At 64.8% G+C, this 24,260-nt stretch carries 24 protein-coding genes; 6 read left to right on the top strand and 18 right to left on the bottom strand.

Going from position 1 to position 24,260, the window contains the following annotated elements; genetic code table 11:
- Window positions 1-18: 18 nt before the first annotated feature.
- From CN673_RS17320 to CN673_RS17305, 4 genes are read left to right on the top strand one after another with little or no spacing between them, the layout of a single operon-like run.
- Window positions 19-1,122 (top strand): TRAP transporter substrate-binding protein, encoded by a 1,104-nt coding sequence (locus CN673_RS17320; RefSeq protein WP_099867639.1) that lies wholly within the window; start codon window positions 19-21, stop codon window positions 1,120-1,122.
- 12 nt (window positions 1,123-1,134) lie between these two features.
- Complete coding sequence (locus tag CN673_RS17315) at window positions 1,135-1,659, top strand: TRAP transporter small permease (RefSeq protein WP_099867638.1); 525 nt, start codon at window positions 1,135-1,137, stop codon at window positions 1,657-1,659.
- A gap of 21 nt (window positions 1,660-1,680) precedes the next feature.
- The gene (locus CN673_RS17310; protein ID WP_099867637.1) at window positions 1,681-3,003 is read left to right on the top strand and encodes a TRAP transporter large permease; all 1,323 of its coding nucleotides are present in this window, start codon (window positions 1,681-1,683) and stop codon (window positions 3,001-3,003) included.
- Between the two features lie 19 nt (window positions 3,004-3,022).
- Entirely contained in the window at window positions 3,023-3,790 is a 768-nt protein-coding gene (locus tag CN673_RS17305; protein WP_099867636.1) for an IclR family transcriptional regulator, read from the top strand.
- Window positions 3,791-3,796: 6 nt separating this feature from the next.
- Here CN673_RS17305 and CN673_RS17300 read toward each other — a convergent pair whose 3' ends face one another.
- From CN673_RS17300 to CN673_RS17285, 4 genes are all read right to left on the bottom strand, one after another.
- Window positions 3,797-4,963, bottom strand: a complete 1,167-nt coding sequence (locus tag CN673_RS17300) for an alpha-hydroxy acid oxidase (protein ID WP_099867635.1) — start codon at window positions 4,961-4,963, stop codon at window positions 3,797-3,799.
- Entirely contained in the window at window positions 4,960-6,459 is a 1,500-nt protein-coding gene (locus CN673_RS17295) for a tripartite tricarboxylate transporter permease (RefSeq protein WP_099867634.1), read from the bottom strand. Before CN673_RS17295 ends, CN673_RS17300 begins: the two co-directional genes overlap by 4 nt.
- Window positions 6,460-6,514: 55 nt before the next feature.
- Entirely contained in the window at window positions 6,515-6,994 is a 480-nt protein-coding gene (locus tag CN673_RS17290) for a tripartite tricarboxylate transporter TctB family protein (protein WP_099867633.1), read from the bottom strand.
- A gap of 72 nt (window positions 6,995-7,066) precedes the next feature.
- The gene (locus tag CN673_RS17285; protein ID WP_099867632.1) at window positions 7,067-8,026 is read right to left on the bottom strand and encodes a tripartite tricarboxylate transporter substrate binding protein; all 960 of its coding nucleotides are present in this window, start codon (window positions 8,024-8,026) and stop codon (window positions 7,067-7,069) included.
- A gap of 162 nt (window positions 8,027-8,188) precedes the next feature.
- On the opposite strand from CN673_RS17285, the gene CN673_RS17280 reads away from it, so the two are divergent.
- Window positions 8,189-9,349 (top strand): mandelate racemase/muconate lactonizing enzyme family protein, encoded by a 1,161-nt coding sequence (locus tag CN673_RS17280; RefSeq protein ID WP_198586032.1) that lies wholly within the window; start codon window positions 8,189-8,191, stop codon window positions 9,347-9,349.
- A gap of 118 nt (window positions 9,350-9,467) precedes the next feature.
- Window positions 9,468-9,977 carry a MarR family winged helix-turn-helix transcriptional regulator gene (locus tag CN673_RS17275; RefSeq protein WP_099867630.1) on the top strand — a complete coding sequence of 170 codons (510 nt, stop codon included), beginning with the start codon at window positions 9,468-9,470 and terminating at the stop codon, window positions 9,975-9,977.
- Here CN673_RS17275 and CN673_RS17270 read toward each other — a convergent pair.
- The 14 genes from CN673_RS17270 to lpdA form a co-directional block, all read right to left on the bottom strand.
- Complete coding sequence (locus CN673_RS17270) at window positions 9,974-10,513, bottom strand: MarR family winged helix-turn-helix transcriptional regulator (RefSeq protein ID WP_099867629.1); 540 nt, start codon at window positions 10,511-10,513, stop codon at window positions 9,974-9,976. The two genes, CN673_RS17275 and CN673_RS17270, sit on opposite strands and share 4 nt — an antisense overlap.
- Before the next feature lie 64 nt (window positions 10,514-10,577).
- Window positions 10,578-12,182 carry an indolepyruvate oxidoreductase subunit beta family protein gene (locus tag CN673_RS17265; protein WP_099867628.1) on the bottom strand — a complete coding sequence of 535 codons (1,605 nt, stop codon included), beginning with the start codon at window positions 12,180-12,182 and terminating at the stop codon, window positions 10,578-10,580.
- The gene (locus tag CN673_RS17260; protein WP_099867627.1) at window positions 12,179-14,335 is read right to left on the bottom strand and encodes a thiamine pyrophosphate-dependent enzyme; all 2,157 of its coding nucleotides are present in this window, start codon (window positions 14,333-14,335) and stop codon (window positions 12,179-12,181) included. Before CN673_RS17260 ends, CN673_RS17265 begins: the two co-directional genes overlap by 4 nt.
- A gap of 79 nt (window positions 14,336-14,414) precedes the next feature.
- Complete coding sequence (locus CN673_RS17255) at window positions 14,415-15,731, bottom strand: TRAP transporter large permease (protein ID WP_099867626.1); 1,317 nt, start codon at window positions 15,729-15,731, stop codon at window positions 14,415-14,417.
- A 4-nt stretch (window positions 15,732-15,735) separates the two neighbouring features.
- Entirely contained in the window at window positions 15,736-16,236 is a 501-nt protein-coding gene (locus CN673_RS17250) for a TRAP transporter small permease (RefSeq protein ID WP_099867625.1), read from the bottom strand.
- Between the two features lie 9 nt (window positions 16,237-16,245).
- The gene (gene dctP, locus CN673_RS17245) at window positions 16,246-17,202 is read right to left on the bottom strand and encodes a TRAP transporter substrate-binding protein DctP (RefSeq protein ID WP_099867691.1); all 957 of its coding nucleotides are present in this window, start codon (window positions 17,200-17,202) and stop codon (window positions 16,246-16,248) included.
- Window positions 17,203-17,347: 145 nt separating this feature from the next.
- Window positions 17,348-17,671, bottom strand: a complete 324-nt coding sequence (locus CN673_RS17240) for a hypothetical protein (protein ID WP_099867624.1) — start codon at window positions 17,669-17,671, stop codon at window positions 17,348-17,350.
- The gene (locus CN673_RS17235; RefSeq protein ID WP_099867623.1) at window positions 17,668-18,633 is read right to left on the bottom strand and encodes a 2-hydroxyacid dehydrogenase; all 966 of its coding nucleotides are present in this window, start codon (window positions 18,631-18,633) and stop codon (window positions 17,668-17,670) included. Before CN673_RS17235 ends, CN673_RS17240 begins: the two co-directional genes overlap by 4 nt.
- 24 nt (window positions 18,634-18,657) lie before the next feature.
- The gene (locus CN673_RS17230; protein ID WP_198586043.1) at window positions 18,658-19,374 is read right to left on the bottom strand and encodes an amino acid ABC transporter ATP-binding protein; all 717 of its coding nucleotides are present in this window, start codon (window positions 19,372-19,374) and stop codon (window positions 18,658-18,660) included.
- A gap of 89 nt (window positions 19,375-19,463) precedes the next feature.
- On the bottom strand, window positions 19,464-20,267 hold the full coding sequence (locus CN673_RS17225) for a transporter substrate-binding domain-containing protein (RefSeq protein WP_099867621.1): 804 nt from the start codon (window positions 20,265-20,267) through the stop codon (window positions 19,464-19,466).
- 46 nt (window positions 20,268-20,313) lie between these two features.
- Window positions 20,314-20,970, bottom strand: coding sequence for an amino acid ABC transporter permease (locus CN673_RS17220; RefSeq protein WP_099867620.1), 657 nt, complete (start codon window positions 20,968-20,970; stop codon window positions 20,314-20,316).
- A 9-nt stretch (window positions 20,971-20,979) separates the two neighbouring features.
- Window positions 20,980-21,657, bottom strand: a complete 678-nt coding sequence (locus CN673_RS17215) for an amino acid ABC transporter permease (RefSeq protein WP_099867619.1) — start codon at window positions 21,655-21,657, stop codon at window positions 20,980-20,982.
- A 77-nt stretch (window positions 21,658-21,734) separates the two neighbouring features.
- Window positions 21,735-22,769 carry a LacI family DNA-binding transcriptional regulator gene (locus CN673_RS17210; RefSeq protein ID WP_245409970.1) on the bottom strand — a complete coding sequence of 345 codons (1,035 nt, stop codon included), beginning with the start codon at window positions 22,767-22,769 and terminating at the stop codon, window positions 21,735-21,737.
- Between the two features lie 92 nt (window positions 22,770-22,861).
- Window positions 22,862-24,259 (bottom strand): dihydrolipoyl dehydrogenase, encoded by a 1,398-nt coding sequence (gene lpdA / locus CN673_RS17205; protein ID WP_099867618.1) that lies wholly within the window; start codon window positions 24,257-24,259, stop codon window positions 22,862-22,864.
- Window position 24,260: the final 1 nt, after the last annotated feature.

Raw genomic sequence — 24,260 nt, 5'->3', positions numbered from 1 at the left:
TCGCTGGGAGGAAAAACGATGCACAAGACTTTCAAGGTCCGGTCGGCCGCGCTGTGTGCAGGTGCCGCGCTCGGAACCATCATGCTCGCAGGTGCCGCATCGGCTCAGGACGAGCCGATCACGCTGACCCTTCACCATTTCCTCGGCCCGCAGGCACCGGCGCAGACCGACATGCTGGAGCCGTGGGCCGAGCGCATCGAGGAAGCCTCCGAAGGCCGGGTCGAGATCGAGCTTTATCCGTCCATGTCGCTCGGCGGACGCCCGCCGGAGCTGATCCGCCAGGTACGTGACGGTGTCGTCGACATCGTCTGGACGGTGAACGGCTACACGGCTGGCCTGTTCCCGCGCTCGGAAGTGTTCGAACTGCCGTTTATCCACACCAACGATCCGGTGGCGACGAACCTTGCCATGCGCGACCTCTTCGACGAGTACCTTGCCGAGGAATATGAGGGCATCAAGGTGCTCTTCACCCACGTCCATGCCGGACAGGCGATCCACACCGTCGACACCGAAGTGCGCACGCCGGAAGACATGGAAGGCATGCAGGTTCGCATCCCCACACGCACCGGCGCCTGGGTGGTCGAGGCGCTCGGCGCGAGCCCCGTTTCCATGCCCGTGCCGGACCTGCCGCAGGCACTTTCGCGCCAGGTCGTGGACGGCGCGCTGATCCCGTGGGAAATCATTCCGGCGCTCAGCCTGCAGGATCTGACGGACTACCAGATCGAAGGCGCCGACATGACGCGCTTCGGCACGACGACCTTCCAGGTTTCGATGAACCAGGCCACCTGGGATGGCCTGCCGGAAGACATCCAGCAGATCTTCGAAGACAATTCCGGCGAGGAGTGGTTGCGTGAGGTCGGCGAGATCTGGCGCGAGATCGACAATGGCGGCATCGCGCTCGCAACCGAAGCCGGCAACGAGCACATCACGCTCAGCGACGAGGAAACCGAAGCCTTCCGCACCGTTCTCGAACCTGTCGTCGATCGCTGGGTCGAGGAAGTGACCGCGAGCGGCATCGACGGCCAGGCACTGGTCGATGCGGCCCGCGCGGCCATTGAATCGCATTCGAGCGGCGCCGCCGCCGATGCGGGCGCTGATGCCGAAGAAGAAGACGCGCAATAGGCCGCAGGACCGATGAGCACAGAGGCTGAAGCACAAGACCATCCGGCGGGGCTGGCCCGCCGGATCATCGAATACTGGGCGATCGCCGGCGGGCTCGTGCTGTTCGCCGTCGTGTTCATCAACGCCTTCAGCCTCGTCAGCCTCATCTTCGCCGGGAGCCCGTTTCCCGGCGATTTCGAGATCGTCGAGGTCGGTGTCGCGATCACGGTCTTTGCGTTTCTGCCCTACTGTCAGCTGACCGGCTCCAACGTCACGGCCGACATCTTCACGGCCGGCGCGGGGCCGCGCGTTCTCCAGGTGCTCGCCGTCCTTGCCTCCCTCGCGGCGACGGGTTTTGCCGCGTTCCTGCTCTGGCGCATGTATGGCGGATTTCTCGACATGCGGACCTATCGCGAGACCACCGCGATCTACCAGTTCCCGCTCTGGATCGCCTACATCCCGATCCTGATCTCGCTCGTGCTTTATGTGATCGCCGCTGCGATCACGCTCGTCGACGCGCTCAAGGGGCGCGTTTCCGAAAGCGGCGAATTGCTGTGACGAACGCCCGGAAGGCTACCCATGGGAAGTGAACTGACGCTCGGCGTGTCCGGTCTCGTGCTGCTGGTCGTGCTGATCGCGATCCGCATGCCGATCGCCTATTCCATGATCATCGTCGGCGGCGCCGGCACGATGATGCTGTTCGGACCGGCGATCCTGATGTCGCAGATGAAGACGCTCGCCTACGGCATCTTCTCCAATTACGACCTGTCCGTGGTGCCGCTCTTCGTCCTGATGGGGCATCTGGCGACCCAGGCGGAACTTTCGCAGGGCCTGTTTCGCGCCGCCAATGCCTGGCTCGGCCGGTTCAAGGGCGGTGTCGCGATGTCGGCTGTCGCCGCCTGCGCCGGCTTCGGCGCGGTCTGCGGCTCCTCGCTCGCCACGGCCTCGACGATGGGTCAGGTCGCCCTGCCGGAACTCAGACGCTACAAGTATTCCCCGGCGCTGGCGACGGGAACGCTGGCTGCCGGTGGCGTACTCGGCATCCTCATCCCGCCCTCCGTCGTGCTCGTCGTCTATTCGGTCATCGTCGAGGCGAACATCGTCGACATGTTCGCCGCTGCCTTCCTGCCGGGCCTCATGGCGGTCGCGCTCTTCATCCTGACCATCGCGGTCTATGTCCGCGTCTTCCCCAATTCCGGCCCGCGCGCCGATCCGGTCGACCGCGAGGAATTCATCGCCGCATCGCTCGGTGTCTTGCCCGTGGTCGCCATTTTCGGCCTGGTGATCGGCGGGATCTATCTCGGCTTCTTCAATCCGACGCCAGCCGCCGCGATCGGCGTGTTCCTCGTCCTTGTCTACGGACTGGCCCGCCGGCTCATCTCGTGGCGCGGGCTGCGCGCGGCGATCCTTTCGACCGCCAAGACGTCCGGCATGATCTACATGATCCTGATCGGCGCCGAGCTCCTGGAAATCTTCATGTCGCGCGGCGGGGTTCCGCAGGCCGCCGCCCAAATGATGGCCGAAAGCGGGCTTTCCCCGCACATGATCCTGATCCTGCTCCTCATCGCGCTGATCTTCCTCGGCTGCCTGATGGACAGCCTGTCGATGATCCTACTCGCCATCCCGTTCTTCTGGCCCGTCATCTCCGGGCTCGATTTCGGCCTGACGCCGGACGAGACCAAGATCTGGTTCGGCATCCTTGCGCTGGTGGTGGTGGAACTCGGGCTGATCACACCGCCCGTGGGGATGAACGTCTTCGTCATCAACGCGATGGCCAAGGGCGTGCCGATGAGCGAGACCTTCAAGGGCGCGCTGCCGTTCTTCGGCGTAGAGCTCATCCGCGTCGCGCTGCTCGTGGCATTCCCCTCGCTCGTCCTCGCCCTTCCGGCGCTGCTGGGCTGACAAGGAGGCGGGAGGCGCCATGGCTGCGCAGATCAACGGATCGGTGGTCAAGGCATTCCAGGTCCTCAAGCTCTTTTCGGAAGCCAGGACAGAGATCACCGCGTCCGAGGTCGCGAGCGAACTTCACATGAACGGCGTGACAGCGCACCGCTTCCTGCGAACCTTGCAGCATGTCGGCGCCATCATTGCCGTGTCGAAGGGTGTCTACAGGCTCGGCTACGTCTTTGCCGATCTCGGGGACAGGGTGCTGCAGAACGACGCCCTGGCGCATTATTTCCAGCCCCGTCTCAACGCGATGACCGCCGAGATCAAGGAGGCGACCATGGCGACGGTGTTCCGCTCGGACATGGTGTTCTGCATTGCGCGTGCCGTCTCCACACGCTCGCTTTCCGTCGACATTCGCGTCGGCACGCAGCTCGAAGCCTATTGCACGGCACATGGAAAACTGTGGCTGGCGCACATGCCGGAGCACGATCTGCGGCGCTATCTGCAAGCCATCGAGCGAAAGCGCTTTACCGACACGACCCTGATCGATCCCGATGCGCTGGAGCGCGAGATCGATGCGGTCCGCGCGCGCGGCCACGCCATCAACAATTGCGAGCGCGAAGACGGCATCAAGGCGATCGCCGTCCCGGTGCTCACGCGTACTGGCAAGATGATCGCCGGGCTGTCGGCCTTCGGGCCGGCCAGCCGGTTCACCGATCCGTCGATGATGGCGGCGCTCGGCGTCCTTCAATGCGCCGCCTCGTCGGCCGAGCGCGACCTTTACGGCGAGGAAGGACTTTGATCCCAGTCAGGCGGTCTGCCTTTCGCGGTGGCCCTTGTCGTCGCGCCAGATGAAGCTGGCATCGAGGTCGGCGACGTTCGGACATCCCAGATGGCCGAGCACCCGGTCGAATTCGTCCTTGAGAACCTCGACCGCCGGATCGCCGCTGCCGGTCGCTGCCATCCCATAGAGAAACGGCCGGCCGGCAAAGACGAAGCGCGCGCCAAGCGCCAGCGCCTTGGCCACATCCTCGCCGGTGCGCACCCCACCGTCGACCATCACGGCCATGCGCTCTCCGGCCGCCGCGACCACCGCCGGCAAGGCGTCGATCGTTGCCGGCGCGCTGTCAAGCTGCCGGCCGCCATGATTGGAGACGATGACCCCGTCAACGCCGCGTTCGGCCAGCGCAGCCGCATCGGCCGGACCGAGAATTCCCTTGACGACGAGGGGCCCCTTCCAGCGTTCGCGGATGCGCGAGATCTGGTCGAGATCCACCATCGGCGAGATCTGCGCCGCCATGAAGGCGGCAAGCGACTGCGCGCTGGATGCCGGTGCGTAGCGCTCCAGGTTGACGATGCGCGGGATCGGCTTGCCAAGCGAGGCGAAGGACCATGCCGGGCAGCGCGCCAGCTGGAGGGCGAATTTCGGGCCCATCGGCATCGGCAGGCGGAAGCCATTGCGAAGGTCGCGCCGGCGCTTGCCGGGCAGGGCGACGTCGACCGTCACCACCAGCACATGGTAGCCGGCCTTTTCCGCGCGCGACAACAGGTCTTCGGTGACCGCGTCGTCCTTCGAGGTATAGAGCTGATACCAGCCATTGTCGCCGACGACGGGTGCCACGTCCTCGATCATCGTGCTGGCCGCCGTGCTCAGCACATGCGGGATGTCCGCCTTGCGCGCGGCCTTGGCGAACGCGATGTCCGTGCCCGGCCAGAAGAGGTTGGCAAGACCGATCGGCGCGATGCCGAGCGGCATGGCATAATCGCGGCCGAACAGGCTCACCCGGCTCGAGCGGTGTGCGATGTTGCGCGGCCCGCGCGGCATCATCTTGATGGCGCCGAAGCGTTCGACATTGCCACGCAGCGCGCTCTCCGTGCCGGCGCCCCCATCGCAATAGTCGAAGAACAGGCGCGGCACGCGGCGACGCGCATGGTCACGAAAATCGTCGATGGAAATGGGCAGAAGCGTGCTCATGCTGAAGCTCCGGAAGCTTGCTGCGCCGCGCGGCGGGCGCGAAAGGCCTTGATCTCCGCCCAGACCGACCAGACGACCGAGATGACGGCGACGGCGAGGAAGAAGGCGCAGAGCGGGCGGGTGAGGAGCGGCATGAAGCTGCCGTCATAGGTCACGAGGCCGGACCTGAGATTTCGCTCCGCCATCGGCGTCAGCACATAGGCGATGATGAACGGGCCGGGCGGAATGCGTGCCTTGTCCATCAGGTAGCCGAGCGCCGCGAACGCGAGCATCACGCCGATGTCGAAGAACCGGCTGGAGACCGAGAACGCACCGATGAAGCAGAAGACGACGATCGGTGGCAGCAGGTAGACCTTGTTGACATACATCAGCTTGGCCAGGAACGGCGTCGCGACCAGCATGATGATCAGCATGGCAATGTTGGCGGCAAGCGACCCGGCGATCACCGTATAGGCGATTTCCGGATTCTCGGCGAAAAGCAGCGGACCGGGATTGAGATTGTGGATCACCATCGCCCCGAGAAGAATGGCGGTGATGACGGAGCCTGGAATGCCGAGCGTGATCAGCGGCACGAGGGCGCCGACCGTGCCTGCATTGTTCGCCGTTTCCGACGCGATGATGCCTTCCTCGGCGCCATGGCCGAACTTTTCCGGTGTGCGCGACGTCGCCTTGGCGACAGAATAGGCGGCGATCGACGCGGTGGTCCCGCCAACGCCCGGCAGGATGCCGATCCAGGTGCCGATCAAAGCCGAGCGGACATAGGCCCAGGCGTAGTTGGTGATATCCTTGAGCTTGATGACGGCGAAGGCGAGACCCGCCTTGGCGGTCAGCCGCGTCTTCAGGTCCTCGCAATCGACGATCACCTGGCTGAGGACGAGAATGCCGAGGATCGCCGGCAGCAGCGTCAGGCCGCTGTCGAGATCGTTCTGCCCGAAGGTGAGGCGGATCGTGCCGGAAATCGGATCGATGCCCGGCATCGAGATCAGCGCCCCGAGGGCTGCAGCAAGGAGCCCATTCAAGAGACTGCCGCGCGAAACGGCGGCGATCAGCGTCAGCGCCACGACCGTCATGGCGAAGATCTCATAGGGGCCGAAACGCACCGCGATGAGCGACAGCGGCGGCGAGAAGAGCGCCAGGATCGCCCAGGCCACCATGCCGCCGACGAAGGACGCGGCGACGCCGATGCCGAGCGCGCGTGCCGGCTCGCCGCGTGCGGCCATCGGGTAGCCGTCGAGCGTCGTCATGATCGCCGCTTCCGTACCGGGCATGCGCATCAGCGTCGCGCTGATCAGCCCGCCGGTCGTTGCGCCGATATAGATCGAGATGAGGAAAAGGAGCGCGTCCCCGCCATCCATGAAATAGGTGGTGGGCAGCGCCAGTGCGATGATCATCGCGCCCGACAGGCCGGGGATGGAGCCGACCAGGATGCCGATCCCGGCGCCGAGGAAGACCCAGTAGAGACCGGCTGTGAAGACGTGAGCGTAGACGTCGAGCATGAGGGGAAAACCTTCCGCGATGCTGCTGCTTGGTGCGATCGGGATCGCCGCGGTGTCAAAGGTCGAGGAAGAAGAACTTCCGGAAGAAGAAATCCATGCCGAGGCTGAGCGCGATACACGCCGCCAGCATCAGGACCAGCGTCACCACCTTCGATCGGCCGGCTGCAAGCCACATCGCCGCGAACAGGAACAGCGCCGTCGTGATCCGGAAATCGGCAAGCCGATAGGACATGGCGCCGAGATAGACCCACATCAGAACGAACATGCCGAATGCCCGCCCGTAGTCCCGTGCCGGCGCTGCATCCGCCTCTGGGTCAACCGGCGCCGGGGGCAGCGGACGAACGAGGGTCGAAATGAGCTTCATGCCCGCAAGAGCCAGGATGATGACGCCGATCGCGCGGGGAAAGGCCGCCGGCCCGAGCTTTTCGTAGAAAGGCGGCGGCAGGGTCGAGGCGCCTTGAAGCGCCATGACGCCGAGGATGAAGGCGACGACGAGGAAGATGACTTCGGCGGGACGGTGACGCAATGCGTTCATCGCTGCAGCCTTTCAAAGAATGGCAAAGAGGGATGCCGCACAAGGGCATCCCTCCAGCGGATCGACGATGGCTTATTGCTTCGGGGCGCTGCCGCGCACGACGTCGGCGACGTCGACGAAGCTCTGGTAGTCCGCCTTGACCGCTTCGCGCAATTCCTCACCGCGCAGCAGCACGGTCTCTTCATTGCTTTCCGCGATGTACTGCTGAACCTCGTCGGTCTGGACGGCCGCCTCGATCGCATCGGCGAGAATGTCGATGTTCTCCTGCGGGGTACCGGCCGGCGCCCAGTAGCGGCGGGCAAGGCACGAGGTCACGTCGTAGCCGAGTTCCTTGGCGGTCGGAAGGTCCGGCGCGGCCTCGAAGCGTTCCTCGGTGAGCGATGCCAGAGCGCGCAGGTCTTCCTTGCCGCGGTCGAGCCACGGAGCGGACATCAGCGCCATGTCGGCAAAGCCACCCTTGAGCGCGGCGAAGCGCGCCGATGTCGCGCCGGTCGGCACGATGGTCCATTCCGCGTCCGCCTGGCGCATCAGCTGCGCGGACGGAAAATGGGTCACGCCGCCGATATCGTCGGCCTGCTTCAACGCGCCCGGATTTTCCTTGGCATGCGCGATCAGGTCCTCAAGCGAGGTGAACTCCGAATCGACCGGCACGGCGAGATACATGCAGCCCTGCGTCGCCTGGATGATCGGCTCGAAATCGTCGGGCGTGTACTCGACGCGGCCAACGGCCGAGACGGCGAACATTTCCTGGTGGATCTGCAGGATGGTGTACCCATCCGGCTCGGCATCGAGAACCTGGCGCGAGCCGACGGTGCCGGCAGCTCCTTCCGCATTCACCACCACCAGCGGGACCGGAAGCAGGTCGTTCTTCTCGATCGCCGCCTGGACGGCACGGGCAAGGCCGTCGCTGCCGCCGCCGGCCCCGAACGGGATCACCAGACGGATCGGCTTTTCGGGAAACTCGGCATGGGCAGCCGCCGTACCAGCCAGCCCTACGATCGCGCCGAGAAGCGCGGTTGTCACCAATCTCATGTCATTCCTCCCAGAATTCTCTGTGCATGTCGGAGACCGAATTTGCCGGTCTCTTGCTTGATCAACAGCAATCAGTTTGATATCCAACTTTCTCAATGTCAACTATCTTGAACGAGACGATTTTGTGGCAACCATTGCCACGCGTGGAAAATGGGGACGTGCGTGAACCTCGAAATCAAACAGATCACCGCTTATCCGGCCTTCATCCCTGCCAGCCTCAAGCTCGGCGCGGCGGAAGCCTCGACGGCGCTTTCCTGCATGGTCGTGGAAGTGGAGACCGCCGACGGCGTCACCGGCTATGGCTATACCGCGATTACCGATGAGGAGGTCGCCGCCGCGATCGTCAAGGAGGTTGCCGCTCCCAATATCGTCGGCCTCGACGCGCTCGACCGCGAACTGATCGCCGAGCGGCTCTACTGGCTTTTGACGCCGCGCGGACAGACCGGATACGCAAGTCACGTCGCCTCGGCCATCGACCTGGCGCTCTGGGATATCCTCGGCAAGGTCACGGGCCAGCCCTGCTGGCGCCTGCTTGGCGGCGCGCGCCGCGAGGTCCCGCTCTATGTGACCTTCGGCTTCGGCGCTTTCGACCGCGACCAGCTCGGCGATGCGGCCCGCCACCTCAAGGCCGACGGAGTCGAGCGCTTCAAGATGGTCGTCGGGCATCAGGCGCTGGCACGGCGCGACCAGGGCCGCTCGCTCAGAAGCGTCATCCTGGAGGATGTCGAGCGCGTGCGGACCGTGCGCGAAGCGATCGGCAGCGACGGCGAACTTTATGTCGATGCCAATTGCAGCCTCGATGCCGGATCGGCCCGTTGGCTCGCCGACGCGATGCGTGACCATGACGTGAGCTTCTTCGAGGAGCCGGTGCGCGACAACGATATCGGCCGCATGCGCGACCTGCGCGAGCGCTCCGGCATGCGCGTTGCCGCCGGCCAGAACGAGGGACAGCTGTTCCGCTTTCGCGATCTCATCGCCGGCGGCGCGGTCGACGTCATCCAGCCGAACGTCGTTATCTGCGGCGGCTTCACCGCGGCCACGAAGATCGCCGGCATGGCCCAGGCGCACAATGTCGAGATCGCCAATGGCGGCGCCTTTCCGTTCCACAACATGCATCTGCATGCCGGCCTCGCCAATGGCGGCCTGGTCGAATGGCACCTCATTTCGGTGGCGATGTGCGAGGAACTCTACAAGGGCCTGCCGCAGCGCAACGGCTCGATGCTGGCGCTGCCGGACACGCCCGGCCTTGGCTTCGAGGCCAATCGCGATGCCCTCAAGGATTTCGCGAGCCGCGAAACCTCGCGTGGCGCGGGCAAGGGGTAAGCAATCCGTGCGGCGCGTTTCGCGCGCCGCACACGCATGACGTGCCGAAACGGTGGCACGACCCCGATCGTCAGTGCTATGCGGATGAACCAGGCACGAGCAGGAAGGACGAGACCGGATGGAGCGAAGCGGACCGGGAGTAGCGGACACGGCATCACCATCACTGCGCGTGGTGGAGAACGAGGCGATCAAGCTCGGCCTGCTCGACGATTTCATCGGCTATTACCTTCGGCTCGCCTATGAGGAAGCCTTTCAGGACTTCACCCAGGAACTCGGCGCCGATTCGCTGAAACCGGGCAGTTTCGCGCTTCTCTCGCTCATCGTCGAAAACCCCGGCATAACGCAGACCGAACTGAGCCGCGCGGCCGGCCGCGACAAGTCCAGCGTGACGACAGCGCTGCGCCTTCTGGAAGACGACGGTCTGATCGAACGCCGGCGGCTGCCCGACGACCGTCGGTCCTACGCCAGCGAGGTGACGGCCAAGGGCCAGGCCGTCTATGGCCGGATCGCCGCCAAGGCGAAGATCCATTCCGACCGCCTGGAGACCATCGTCGGCGCCGACGACAAGAATGCGCTGCTGCGCGTCCTCAAGACGCTGATCGTGTCGCTGCGCCAGCGCGAGCGCTAGGTCGGCTCGATGGTGCGCGGCAGGGGATGCTTTTCCAGATTGGCGCGCATGACCGAGATGACACGCTCGAAGACGGCCTTCTCCTCCGCGCTCAATCCGATCGTGGCGCGCTCGGCGTGGGCGAGGGTGAGCGCCCTGACCGTTTCGTATTTGCGCCGCCCGGCCGGCGTCATCGAGATGGAGCGCACCCGCCCGTCGGCATCCACGCGTTCGCGCCGCAACAGACCGTCGGCTTCCATGCGCATGATCAGCCGGCTGAGCGTCGACTGCTCGATCATGGCATAGTTCGCCAGCTCGTTGACCGAGGCCTTCTCGTTGAAATCGAGCACCGCAAGAACGCGCCAGTTCGCGATGGTCAGACCATGTCTGCGCAAATCCTTGTTGAGCAGCTGGTTCATGCGGAAGGTAAGCCGGTTGGCCAGATACGGCAGAATCCGTTCCAGCACCACGCCGGTGCCCTCGACCTCGACATGCCGCGTACCGCGCGCTTGGGAGTCCTGCTGCGCGGAACGGTTGTGTTCGGGATGACTGCTCATGCTTGTCTCGATCGATGCAGGGGCCGCGAAAAGGCATTGTTTCCAACTCTTTCCTTAGAACGCTTCAGCTCTGCGCGGAAGTGGTCCGATCGGCGTCGTCCCCCACGAAGGAACGGATGGTCGCAACCGCACCGTCGAGTTCCGTGCCCTTCTCGTCCTTCAGTGCCGCATCGCGCAGCCGGCGGACCCAGTCGGCGGCATCGACGCGGTCCTCGACCAGGCGGGCTGCATCCAGCACCCGGTCGAATTTCGAAAGACCGCGCGCATGGGTGTCGCTATAGCCCTTCACCAGCCGCCGGCAATTGATCAGTTCGACCGCCAGCGCATAATCGTGGTCGAGCGCCTCATAGGCGCGTGCCAGCCAGCGTGCGCGGTGGTCGCATTCCATCTCGTGACGCAGCAACGAGCGGCGAAAGCGGCGCATGCCGGCAAGCCCGTATAGCATGAGGAAGGGAAGGGGGGCGTCGGTGCGCACCCGTCTTCCGCGATTGAACAGCCGGTCGATCAAGCCGAAGACGCGCGGGCTGGCCTCGACGCGGCGCCCGAGGCGGGCCGGCATCATGCCGCAGATCTCCTCCGCGCGCGGATGCATGAATTCGGTGATCTTGACGACAGCATCGTCCCCGACCCCGACATCGGCGCGCACGCGGGCAAAGCGCGAGCCGCGCGTCTTGAGATCGGCCACACGGATCACATCATCGTAGCACATCGCATTGGCGAGATGCTTGGCCAGCGCCACTGTGAAGGCGAACTGATGCATCGCACCGCCATGGTCCGCGTCGCGTGCCGCCGCTTTCTCGACCGCGGCAAGATATTCGTCGCCATAGTCGACATCCTGGAAATCGACGACCTTTTCGACACCGCGCCGTACCATGTCCTGCGCAGTCGCCGGCAGCAGGGCGATCCTGGCCGTCAGCCCGGCCCAGACTTCGACGAGCCCCGACGGGCCGGCAGGCGCAGGAGCGGCGGCGAGCGCAATCGCAGGGGCCGGCTCGGGCGCGGGTTCGACCGCACCGCCAGCACGATCGTAGGCGCTGGCGAAGGCCTTGAGGCTTGCTTCGACGCCACGCCCCGAGGCACGGATGGTCTGCTCGTAGGCCTCGCGTTCGAAGGGCAGGGCGCCGGATCCGGCGAGCGCGCCGAAGAGGCTGGCGGAGATGTGGCTCTTGGCCGCCGCCGCCACCTGCTCCATGTCGAAGCAGATGAAGGCGCGCGACATTTCCGCCGCCACCGGCAGCACCGCTTCGGTCCCGGCGCGCCCGTCACCGGGAACGATCTTCTCCGATACGGCGTACATGCGGTGGCTGGAGGCAATCAGCGTCGTGCGGTCCGATGTGACGAAGCCGCGCGTGATGGCGCGTCCCGCCTCCATGATCTCGGCGGCGATCAGGATGTCGACATCGCCGGGCGAAGGCATCAGTGCGAACACCGGCTCGCGCCCCTCGTCGGGCATCATCTCGACATAGTAGATGGTCGCGCCGGTACGCTGGGCCACACCGGGAACCGACGTGGTCTGTGCCCGGTAGCCGTTCTGCTCGGCAAGGTCGACGATCCAGTTTGACAGGACACCGCCACCCTGGCCGCCGACCGCGAGCACGGCCAGCTTGATCAATCCTTCGGGTGCGGGCCGCCCGCCCTCCGGCACGAAATCACGGATATGGGTTGTCATGCGCCCTGCCTCGCAAATGTCAGACGTTTGGCGGCGCGCCGCGCCTGGAGCCGGGCAATGAGCCGGCTGGCGAAACGGTGGAAGCGGTTCTCACCGGCCGTTGGATTGTGCACCACGTCGGCGCGGTAGAAGGACGGGCAGAGCACCGCCGCATCCGCCACCTCGCCGCAATTGCCGCAGCCGACGCAGGACTGGTCGATCGCCGCGACCGGATCGTCGCGCAACGGATCGTCCAGCTTCTTGAGCGACAGCGATGGGCAGCCCGAAAGGCGCATGCAGGCGTGATCGCCGGTGCAGACATCCTCGTCGACGCCGAATTTCGGCTTGACCACACGCTCGCCCGACTTCATCGCCCTGGCCATCGCCGGCTTTTCGCGGCGCTGGCGGTTGAGCATGCATTCGGACGAGGCGATGATGACCTTGGGACCCTTTTCCTTTGTGGTCAGGGCTTCCTTCAGCGTGTCGCGCACCTTGCCGACATCGTAGGTCCGGTCAATCTCCCGGACCCATTTGACGCCGATGCCGCGCACCGCGCCGGCGATCGAATTGTTGGTGGATTTCGACTTGTTCTCGGCCCGCGACGACAGAACATCCTGCCCGCCCGTGGCGGCGGAATAGTAGTTGTCGACGATCATGATCACGCCGTCGGACTCGTTGAAGACCGCGTTGCCGACGCTCGATGTCAGACCGTTGTGCCAGAACCCGCCATCGCCGATGATCGAGATCGGTCGTTTTTCGCCGCCGCCGTCGAAGGCGGCATTCGAGGCCGGCCCGAGGCCGAAGCCCATCGTCGTGCCGCCGATCTCGAAGGGCGGCATGATGGAGAACAGGTGACAGCCGATATCGGCCGCGATCTGGTGCGGCCCCATTTCCTCCTCGACCATCTTCATGGCCGCGAAGATCGGCCGTTCCGGACAGCCGGTGCAAAAGCCCGGCGGGCGCGGCGGAACGGTCTTCGTCAGGTCGACGCTCGGCGTCTCCGCGATCGGCCGGTTGGGCGCGCGGTGGCGTGCCGGCAGTCGTTCGCCATCATTGTCGCGCAGAAAGGCGCCAAGACCCTCGAGCATCGCCGATCCGGTATATTCACCGGCCGGCGGCAGATAGTCCTTGCCGCAAAGCCGCGTGCGACGGCCGGCCTTGTAGAGCATGAAGCCAAGGGCCTGCTCGATGTAGTTCGGCTGACCCTCCTCGACGACGAGCACGGCATCCTTGTCCTCGCAGAAATCGAGGAACTCATCGTCTACGAGAGGATAGGTGACATTCAGCACGTAGAGCGGCACATCCGTCTCGCCGTAGATGTCGGCAAGGCCGAGGCGCTGCAGCGCGCGGATGACGGTGTTGTACATGCCACCTTGCAGGACGATGCCGACACGGCCGTTCTGCGGGCCAAAGACCTCGTTGAGCTTGCGGCTCTTTATGAAGTCGACCGCCGCGGGCCAGCGCCTGGTCATCTTTTCCTGCTCGTGCGCGAAGGCCGCCGGCGGCAGCACGATACGGTCGGTCTTGCGCTTGGGATCCTTCAGCGCTTCGGCGACGCTCAGCGGCGGCGGCTGGTTGTCACGTGCGGTGAAGGCGCCGTGGACATGACAGGCGCGAATACGCAGTTCCAGCATCACCGGCGTGTTGGAGGCTTCCGACAGTTCGAAGCCGTCGCGCACCGCCTTGACCATGGATGGAAGATTGGGGCGGGGATCGAGCAGCCAGATTTGCGACTTCATCGCAAAGGCGTGACTGCGCTCCTGCATGATCGAGGAGCCTTCGCCGTAATCCTCGCCGATAATGACCAGCGCGCCGCCGGTCACGCCGCCCGAGGCGAGATTGGCGAGCGCGTCGGACGCCACATTGATGCCGACGGGCGCCTTGAAGGCGACGGCGCCGCGGATCGGATAGTGCACCGAGGCGGCCAGCATGGCCGCGGCGGCCGCTTCCGAGGCGTTCGCCTCATAGCGCACGCCAAGGTCGCCGATGATGTCCTGGGCGTCGGCAAGCACGTCCATCAAATGTGAGATCGGCGCACCCTGATAGCCGCCGACATATCCGACACCGCATTCCAGCAGGGCCTTGGTGATGGCAAGGATGCCTTCGCCGCGAAATTCCTCGCCGGCGCCGATCTTCAGCTGCTGCACCTCCTTTGCGAATGATCGTTCAGCCATCTTGCTCCATCCCTCAAACTATATTCATTTGCATATATTTACGCCAGCGACCGCGACCTGTCCATCCGGCGCGTGACCGTCAGTTCTGCAGAAAGGCCGGCAGCCACGTGCCGAGTGCCGGGATCAGGACAACCAGCGCCAGCACGAAAAGCTTGACCACGAGGAAGGGCGCGACCGCGGCGTAGATCTGTTTCATGGTGATGCTGTCGGGCACCACACCGCGCATGACGAACAGCAGCAGTCCGAAGGGCGGCGTCAGCAGCGCGATCTCCATCGTCAGGAGATAGATGACGCCGAGCACAAGGTCGTCGATCCCGACGGCCCGCGCCAGCGGCATGAAGATCGGGATCGTCACCATCAGCATCGATACCTGGTCGATGAAGCAGCCGAGGAACAGCAGGATGAGGATCATGCCGATGAGGATCTGATCCGGCGTGAGCTCCCAGCCGTTGATCAGTCCGATCAGCCCCGACGTCGCGCCCGAGAACGACAGAATCTGGCTGAAGGTCTGGCTCGCGGCGATGATGAACATGATCATCACCGTGAGCTTGACCGTTTCCATGATCGCCGTGGCGAGATTGGCGAAGGTGAGCGAGCGATAGGCAAGGCTTGCCGCGATCGCCGCGAAGCAGCCGAGCGCCGCCGCGTCGGTGGGTGATGCGATGCCGAGAAGCAGACTGCCGATGACGACCGCGAAGATCGCCGAAAGCGGCAGGACGTAGATGCAGAACGGCCGCCAACGCTCCCACAGCGTCATGGTCGGCTGATCGTCGGCTGGCGCCAGGTGCGGCTTCCACGTCGCGATGGACAGGATGAGGATGACGAAAAGGCCCGACAGGAGAAGCGCGGGCAGGATTCCGGCGACGAGCAGCTGCGAGATCGAGATGCCGGCGAGCGAGCCAAGCAGCACGGCAAGCGCGGAAGGCGGAATGAGCATCGCGATCGCGCCGGACGCCATGATCGGACCCATGGCCAGCGTCGGATGATAACCCTTGGCGAGCATCGAGGGCATCAGGGTCGAGCCGAGCATCGCGGTGTTGGCGATGGTCGAGCCGGACAGTGCGGAAAAGATCGTGCCGCCAAAGACCGTGACGACCGACAGCCGGCCAGGCACCTTGGCGACGATGCGCTCGACGGCATCGATGGCACGGTGCGCCACCTTGCTCTGGAACAGGATCTCGCCCATCAGGATGAAGAGCGGGATCGGCGCCAGAGGATAGCTGGCGACGGACTGCGTCGCGTTGCGCGCCATCTGGATGAGACCGTTCTCGCCGCCCAGGATGAAATAGGCACCGGCCACATTGACCGCGATGAAGGCGAAGGCGACAGGCAGGCCGGTGGCGAGAAGCGCGATCAGCGCGCCCAGCATCAGCGTCAGCGTCAGAACCCAATCCATGGCGTCAGAGCCCTGCCTGCTGGCGGTCGATTGCCGGGCCGCGGGCCATCCGGCGACCAAATTCGATGGCGAGCAGGAACCCGCCGATGACCGGCGCCGTCAACGTGATCCATTCGGGCAGCACGAGAACGCCGCGGATCATGGAGCCGCGTTCGAGCGCGATCAGCAACGCCTTGAGCGATGCCCAGGCAAAGACGAGCGACAGCACGGCCCCGAACGCCGATGATACAATGTCGACCCGGCGGCGACCCGGCGCGGAAAGGCCGGTCAGGAAGATATCGACGGCAACATGCGCGTTGCGATGAAGCACCCACGGCGCGGCGAGGAAGGTTGCGGCCATGAGGCCCATTTCGATCGCGTCGACCATCCCATAGAGGCTGTCGCCCAGAAAGAAGCGCATTGCCACATTGAGCGTCAGCGCGATGGTGATGGCGCAGAAGATCGCCCCCGCCAGAACGGCGAAGGCGAGAATGATCCGCTCGAAGACGCGATCGAAAAAAGACATCGGACCCGACTATTCGCCGAGGCAGCCGCGCAGCGTCTCCGCCACGTCGGCATTGACGGCGGAGATCGCGTCCCATCCGGCGGTCTCGGCAGCGTCGAGCCACTTGGCCTGCTCTTCCTCGCTGAGTTCGATCGTCTCGATCCCCGCTTCGGCCTGCTTGGCGGCCTCTTCCTCGTTGATCGTCAGATTGTTCTCGTTCTGCGCCTCGAGCCACGCCATGCCTTCTTCGAGCAGTGCGCGCTGTTCGTCGTCAAGGCTTTCCCAGCGATCGAGATTGACGAGGATGTTGACGTCGACCTGATAGAAGCCCGGATCGATGCGATAGCCCGTCTGCTCTTCCCAGCCGAGATCGAGGACGCCCTGGATCGGCCAGCCATAGCCGTCGATCGTGCCGCGCTCCAGTGCCGTGTAGACGTCGCCGGGCGGCGTGGTGACCGGGGTCGCACCGAGCGCCTCGAACATCGCCTGATAGACCGGCGTCGTGCGGATCGTCAGCCCCGACAGGTCGGCCGTCTCGAGCGGCTGCGTCGTATAGAGGTGGAAGTTCACATGGTCGCCGGTGCGGCCGAGATATTTGACGTTCATCCGCTCCTGGTGAAGCGTGTCGATCGTCTCGTAGCAGCCGTTCTCGCGCTGCTCCTGGATCGTGTTGCGCGCCAGCTTCAGCGCGTCGCCTTCCGGCAGCATGTTGGTGTAGAAGGCGGCGGTCACATTGGCGATGTCGACCACGCCGGAAGAGACCGAATTGCCGAGCTCGAAGGGCGGCACCGATTCCGGACCGCCGACGTTCTGGATCTGCAGGACGCCCTCGCCATTCTCGTTGATCCAGTCGACGAAGGCCTCATAGGGACGCGAAAAGGCGGTGCCGGTGGCAAAGCCGGTCGCGCCGCGCAGCGTCACTTCCTCGGCCTGGGCGTATCCGACGGTGACGGCGAATGCGGCCGCGCAAATGAGTGCATTCTTCATGGTGCAGTCCTCCCGTTTGGTTATCTTCCGCGCGCCCGCCATCTCCCCAACGGCATGAACGACACGCGAGATATATTCATTTGCATATTTCTAGAGAGCGCGATCCGATCCGTCAATGCCCGTTTAGAACACTTCTATTGAAGGCTCAGGCGTCGGCCAGCTTGAACACGTGATGATGGATGTATCCATCGAACATCTTCATCAGTTCGGTCGTGACAACACGGCTCTCGCAGCGGATTGGCGCGTCCAGCGCGCGCTGCAAGGCGGCATCGTCGGCGAACACCATCGCCAGCGACAGCGGGAAGGCGGGGGCGCCGTCGTCGCGGCCGGTCGCAAACATGACGCGAACGTCCCGCACGCCGGGAAACGTCCGCCACATCGGGATCAGGCGCTGCTCCACGAAGGTGCGGAACTCCGCCTCACGGCCGGCGTGAATGCGGCCCTCGAAGAAGGCCTGACGAACGATCATTGCGCGGCCTCTCGGACCGGGTGAACGACGCAATGCGGCGGCGTCCGACCGGCAAAATAAGCGTGAAGATTGTCGAGTACGATGGCGCCCATGGCCTGGCGCGTCTCAAGCGTCGCGCTGCCTTGATGCGGCATCAGCACGACATTGTCCAGTTCGACAATGGCCGGATTGATCTGCGGTTCGTTGAGGAAGACATCCAGTCCGGCGCCGGCGATGCGCCGGTCCTTCAGCGCCTCGATCAGCGCGGCCTCGTCGACGACGCTGCCGCGCGCCACATTGACGAGCGTGCCGTTCGGACCGAGCGCATCGATGACGGCGGCGTCGACCATGCCTTCCGTCTGCGGGTTGGCCGCGACGCACACCGCCAATATATCGGCGGCTTCGGCGAGGTCGCGCGGCGTGTCCGATCGCTGCCAGCCGCCGGCGTCGGCGACATCGGAGCGGTTCCAATAGGCAACGCGCATGCCGAACGCCTCGGCCCGCCGGGCCAGCGCCTTGCCGATCTGGCCAAGGCCGAGAATGCCGATCGTCTTGCCTTTCAGGCTCGTTGCGAGCGGCAGCTTGCCGCCCCTGGCCCAGTCCCCGGCGCGCACCATGCGCTCGCCTTCGCCAAGCCTCCTCAGCGACGCGAGCACAAGTGCCATGCCGATGTCGGCAACATCGTCGGTGAGAACGCCCGGCGTCGTCGTGACATGCACGCCGCGCCTGCGGGCTCTTTCAAGATCGACCTTGTCGGTTCCCACGCCGTTGACGGCGATGATGCCGAGATTGTCCAGCCGGTCGAACCAGGCCGGGTCAAGCCCCGTTCCGCCGCCGGTGACCACGGCGCGGATCGCCTCCGGCTGAGCGTCGGCGCGCGCACGGCCTTCCTCCTGCGTCATCCGGCAGACGTCATAATCGCGATCAAGCGCTGCCTCGATCTCCGGCAGCATCGGCTCGAACATCATGATCGTGGGTTTCATGGCCTTTGTCCTTCTCTTGCGCGCTCAATGGCTGATCTGGCCGAGGAAGGTGCGGGTGCGCTCGTGCTTGGGGTTGGAGAAGAAGCTTTCCGGCTCCCCAACCTCTACGATCTCGCCGCGGTCCATGAAGATCACCCGGTCGGCGACCTTGCGGGCAAAGCCCATCTCGTGCGTCACGACGAGCATGGTCATGCCCTCCTGGGCAAGGTCGATCATGGTGTCGAGCACCTCGTTCACCATCTCCGGGTCGAGCGCCGAGGTCGGCTCGTCGAACAGCATGAGTTTCGGGTTCATGCACAGCGCCCGCGCGATGGCGACGCGCTGCTGCTGGCCGCCGGAAAGCTGCGCGGGATATTTGTCCGCCTGCTCGGGAATGCGCACACGCTCCAGATACTTGCGCGCGGTCGCATCGGCGTCGGCCTTTGTCGTGCCGCGCACCTTCATCGGCGCGAGCATGCAGTTCTGCAGCACGGTCATGTGCGGAAACAGGTTGAACTGCTGGAAGACCATGCCGACGTCCCGGCGGATCTTTTCCACGTTCTTCGGCCCCGCCGTAAGTTCGATGCCCTCGACGGTGATCGTGCCCTTCTCCACCGTTTCAAGCTGGTTGATGCATCGGATGAGGGTGGACTTTCCCGAGCCCGACGGGCCGCACACGACGATTTTTTCGCCACGCGCGACCGTCAGGTCGATGTCTTTCAGGGCATGGAAGCTGCCGTACCACTTGTCGACATCCTTCATGGTGACGGCGGGGACACCGGCCTTCAGATCGCCGCGTCCACCCGGATCGCTGGTCGTGGTCATGGGTTGTATCCCCGCTATCGGTTGGCTTATTCGGCGCCTTCGACGACGAATTCGGGCAGCGGATTGCCGACCCATTCTTCATGCAGCGCATTGAGTTCGCCGCTTTCCTTCTTCCTGGCCAGGAAGTCGTTGATGTAGGTCATCAACTCGTCCGCGCCCTTGCGGGTGGCGATGCCCTGGCTCTGCTGCGCCAGCGAGAACTTGGTGGAGTACTGGTCGGGCGCCGCCTCGTTGATCTGCGCGATCACGGTGTTGGATGCACCGATCAGCGGCACCTGCCCCGACAGGAGCGCCTGGACAGCCGATGCGTCGTCGTCGAAACGCTGGATGTTGGCATCATCCGGCGCGATGGCGGTGATCGCGGTGTCCTGCGTCGAGGCGCGGGCAACGCCGATGTTCTGACCGGAAAGGGCTGCGCCATCAGCGATTTCAAGATCCGCATCGCCGAAGACGAAGATCTCGATACCGGCATAGGCTTCGGAGAAATCCACCTGCTCGGCCCGCTCCGGTGTGACGCCGAGGGAGGCGACGAGGATGTCGACCTGGTTGGACTGCAGATAAGGAATGCGGTTCGGCCCGGTCACGGCGACGAGATTCACGTCGACACCCATGTCCTCGGCCAAAAGCTTGGCCACATCGGCGTCATAGCCGTCGGGCTGGCCTTCCTGGTTGAGGATGCCGAACGGCGGAAAGTCGACCAGCATGCCGATGTTGATCGTGCCGCGTTCCTTGATTTCCTCGACGGTCTGGGCGCTAACGGCCGAGACGGCGAGAGAGGCCGAGATCAGTGCGCCCGCAGCGAGCGTTGCCGCCTTCTTCAGGATAGTCATTGTCAGTCTCCTTCCCTTGGTTTTGAGATGATGATGCGATGAAGTGTCAGCGCCGGGTCGCGACGGCGAAACGGCGCTCCATGCGCGTCGCCAGCAGCGAGAGCGGCCAGCACAGGATGAAATAGAGCGCGGCCACGATGCCGAAGACGGTGAAGGGCGAGAACGTCGCGTTGTTGATGATCTGCCCGGCCCGCGTCAGCTCGACGAAACCGATGATCGAGGCGAGCGAGGTGCCCTTGATCAGTTGCACGAGAAATCCGACCGTCGGCGCGACGGCGATGCGCGCGGCCTGCGGGAGAACCACCGAGACCATGCGGTCATAGTAGCCGATACCCAGCGCCCAACTCGCTTCGGACTGGCCCTTGGGCACCGCCTCGATGCAGCCGCGCCAGATCTCGCCGAGAAATGCGCTGGCATGCGCCGTCAACGCGATGGCCGCGGCAATCCACGGATTGATTTCGACGCCGAGGATGCGAAGCCCGAAAAAGGCGAGGAACAGTTGCATCAAAAGCGGCGTGCCCTGAAAGAACCGGATGATCGCCAGCGCCGAATATCGCAGCGGCTTGATCTCGGAAACGCGCGCCAGCGCGATCGCCATGCCGCCCACCGCGCCGCCGGCGAAGGCGACGGCCGAAAGCGCCAGCGTCCATTGCACCGCCGCGACGATGAACCAGAACTCGGTGATGCCGAACTGTCTGATCATACCGTGCTCCTAGCGTGCCAACGGGTAGTTGAAGGCCGTCCGCTGGATGGCGGAGAAGAGCGCAGAGAACCCGAGCGAAAGCACGAGATACATGCCGGTGATCACCAGATAGACCTCGAAGGAGGTGAAGGTCTGCGACTGGATGAGGTTACCGGCGGCGGCCAGGTCGGTGGCCGAGATCACCGACACCACGCTCGACGTCAGCATCAGGTAGATGAACTGGCTGGTCAGCGCCGGATAGATCGTGCGCAAGGCCGGCTTCATGATGATGTATCGGAAGATCTGGCCACGCTTCAGCCCGAGCGCCGTTCCGGCCTCGACCTGGCCCTTGTTGATCGACTCGATCCCGGCGCGAATGATCTCCGTGGCATAGGCGCCGACATTGACCGTGAGCGCGATCAGCGCCGCCGTGTTCGGATCGAAGCGCAGGCCAAGCGCCGGCAGGGCGAAGAAGATGAAGAATATCTGGATGAGGAACGGCGTGTTGCGGATGATCTCGATATAGGCGTTCACCAGGAAGCGAACTGGCGCGGGCCCGGCCGTCTTGCCGACGGCGCAGGCGATCGCGATCACCGTGCCGAACACCATGGCCCCGAGGGACAGCTGGATCGTCACCAGAGCGCCGGCCAGCAGCTGGTCGAAATTGGCGAAGACCGGCTCGAAATTGAACGTGTAGTTCACCGTCATACCTCCCGCCGCCCCTCCGAGCGGCCGACCGGGATCATCCCGTGTTTAGATCGATCTAAATGCAAAAGGCGCGCAGGTCAAGCATCGCTCTTCACGCTCTGGCAAGACTCCCGTTCGACGAAGACGGCCGGCTCGATGCGGTGCGCGTGGTCGGCCTCGGGTTCGTCCAGCCGGCGCAGCAGAAGTTCAGCCGCATGCGCCCCGACCCGATGGGGCTCCGTCGAAACGGAGGCGAGGGCGGGCCGCACCAGTTCGGCTTCCGCGACGTTGTCGAAGCCGATGAGCGCGATATCCTCGCCGATCGACAGCCCGAGATCGGACAGCCCGCGGTGCAGCCCGAGGCCGACCACGTCGTTGAAACCGATGAGCGCCGTCGGCGGGGGCGATCGCGCCACGATATCCTTGGCGGCGGCGCGGGCGGCCTGGTGCGTCAATGCGACCTCCATGACGAAGGACGCGCATCCCGCCACACCGGCAAGGGCATCGTTGAAGCCGGCAAGGCGATCGGCCTGGGCCGAATGGTGGCGATTGCCGCTGATGAAGCCGATGCGGCGGTGTCCTGCATCGATCAGATAGGCGGTCGCCTGGCGCATGCCGCCGCGATAGTCGATGCCGGCATAGTCGCTTTTCGTGTTCGGCACCATGCGCAGCGCCTGGACGAGCGGTAAACCCCATTTGGCCGCGTCGGAGATGATGCTGGGCGCGGTCGCTTCGGAGGGACACAGCACCAGCCCGTCGACGCCATGCTCGCGCATGCGCCGCAGGAAGCCCGTCTCCTTCTCCGCGCTCTCATGCGAATTGGCGAGGATCACCGCATAGCCCGCCGTTTCGAGGACCGATTCGATCCCGGCGATCATCACCGCGAAAAACGGATTGGACAGGTTGGGGACAATGACGCCGACGGTGCGCGAGCGCGCCGCGCGCATCCGCGCCGCGCCGAGATTGTAGACATAGCCGAGTTCGGCCATTGCCGCCTCGACGGTCTCGCGCGTCGTATCGCTGACGAGCGGGCTGTTGCGCACGACCAGCGACGCGGTTGCCCGCGACACGCCGGCATGGTGGGCAACGTCCAGAAGCGTGATGCGCTTTGCTTTGATCGGCTCGTCGCTCATGGGCCCTCCCGATTAGATCGATCTAATCGAGACTAGCCAATGCGAACGACCGCTGTCCAGCCCGCTGTTGCGCGAAAGCTCCGGCATGGCCCTCAGATATGGAGCGCCGCGCCGAGCGCCTTCAGCGCTGCTTCCTGGAGACCTTCGCCCTGCGTCGGATGCGCGTGGATCGTTCCGGCGATATCCTCCAACCGCGCGCCCATCTCGATCGCCAGGCCAAAAGCGGCCGAAAGCTCCGAGACGCCCTGGCCGACGGCCTGGATACCGAGCACCAGATGGTTGTCGGCGCGCGCCACGACGCGCACGAAGCCGCTTTCCGCCTCCATCGTCATCGCCCGCCCATTGGCCTGGAAAGGGAAAAGGCCGATCTTGATTTCGCGGCCGTTCTGCCGCGCCTCGTCCGGCGACAGCCCCGCCGTGACGATTTCCGGGTCGGTGAAGCAGACGGCCGGAATCACGCGCTTGTCGAAGGCCCGGCGATGGCCGGCGACAATCTCCGCCACCATCTCGCCCTGCGCCATCGCCCGGTGCGCCAGCATCGGCTCGCCGGTGACGTCGCCGATCGCATAGACGCCGCGCATGGACGTTCTGCAGGTCTCGTCGATGCGGAGCGCCCGGCCGTCCATGTCGAGGTCCAGTTCCTCCAGGCCCCAGCCGTCGGTCAGCGCTCGGCGCCCGACGGTGACGAGCACCTTGTCGGCGGCGATCTTTTCGCTCTGCCCGTCCCGCGTTTCGACGGTCAGGCCATTGTCCCTTGTCGAAAGGCCCTTCGCTTTTGCCGACAGCATGACGGTGACACCGAGGTCCTCGAGGCGCCTTGCAACCGGCCGCGTCAGTTCCGCATCGTAGAGCGGGAGGATGCGATCGGTCGCCTCGACGACGGTCACCCTGGCCCCGAGCTTCGCGAAGGCCGTGCCAAGCTCCAGCCCGATATACCCGGCACCGACGACCACGAGACGCTCCGGCACCGTCGTCAGCGCCAGCGCCTCGGTCGAAGAGATCACCGCGCCGCCGAACGCAAGGCCCGGCAGATCCACCGATTCCGACCCGGTGGCGATGACGATCGTTTCGGCGCGGATGATCTGCATGCCGGTCTCGGTCTTCACCTCCACCGTCTTGCCGTCGCGAAAGCGCGCCCAGCCCTGCACGGTCTTGACGCCGGCCTTCTTCAGGAGGCCGGAAACGCCCGTCGTCAGCCGGCCGACGATGCGATCCTTCCAGGCGATCGTCTTCGCCAGATCGATCGCAGGGCCCTGAAGGGCGATGCCGAGCGGGCTGTCGCCGGCGGCCATCGCCTTGACGCGCGCGAATTCCTCGGCCGCGTGGATCATCGCCTTGGATGGGATGCAGCCGACATTGAGACAGGTTCCGCCCGGCTTCTTCGCCTCGACGATGACCGTATCGAGGCCGAGCTGGCCGGCGCGGATGGCGCAGACATAGCCACCGGGACCGGAACCGATGACAAGCAGCTTGCAGGCGATTTCCTTCATC

It is taken from the genome of Neopararhizobium haloflavum (assembly GCF_002750855.1).
GTDB lineage: Bacteria > Pseudomonadota > Alphaproteobacteria > Rhizobiales > Rhizobiaceae > Georhizobium > Georhizobium haloflavum.
This window is presented reverse-complemented; position numbering and strand designations above follow the sequence as displayed.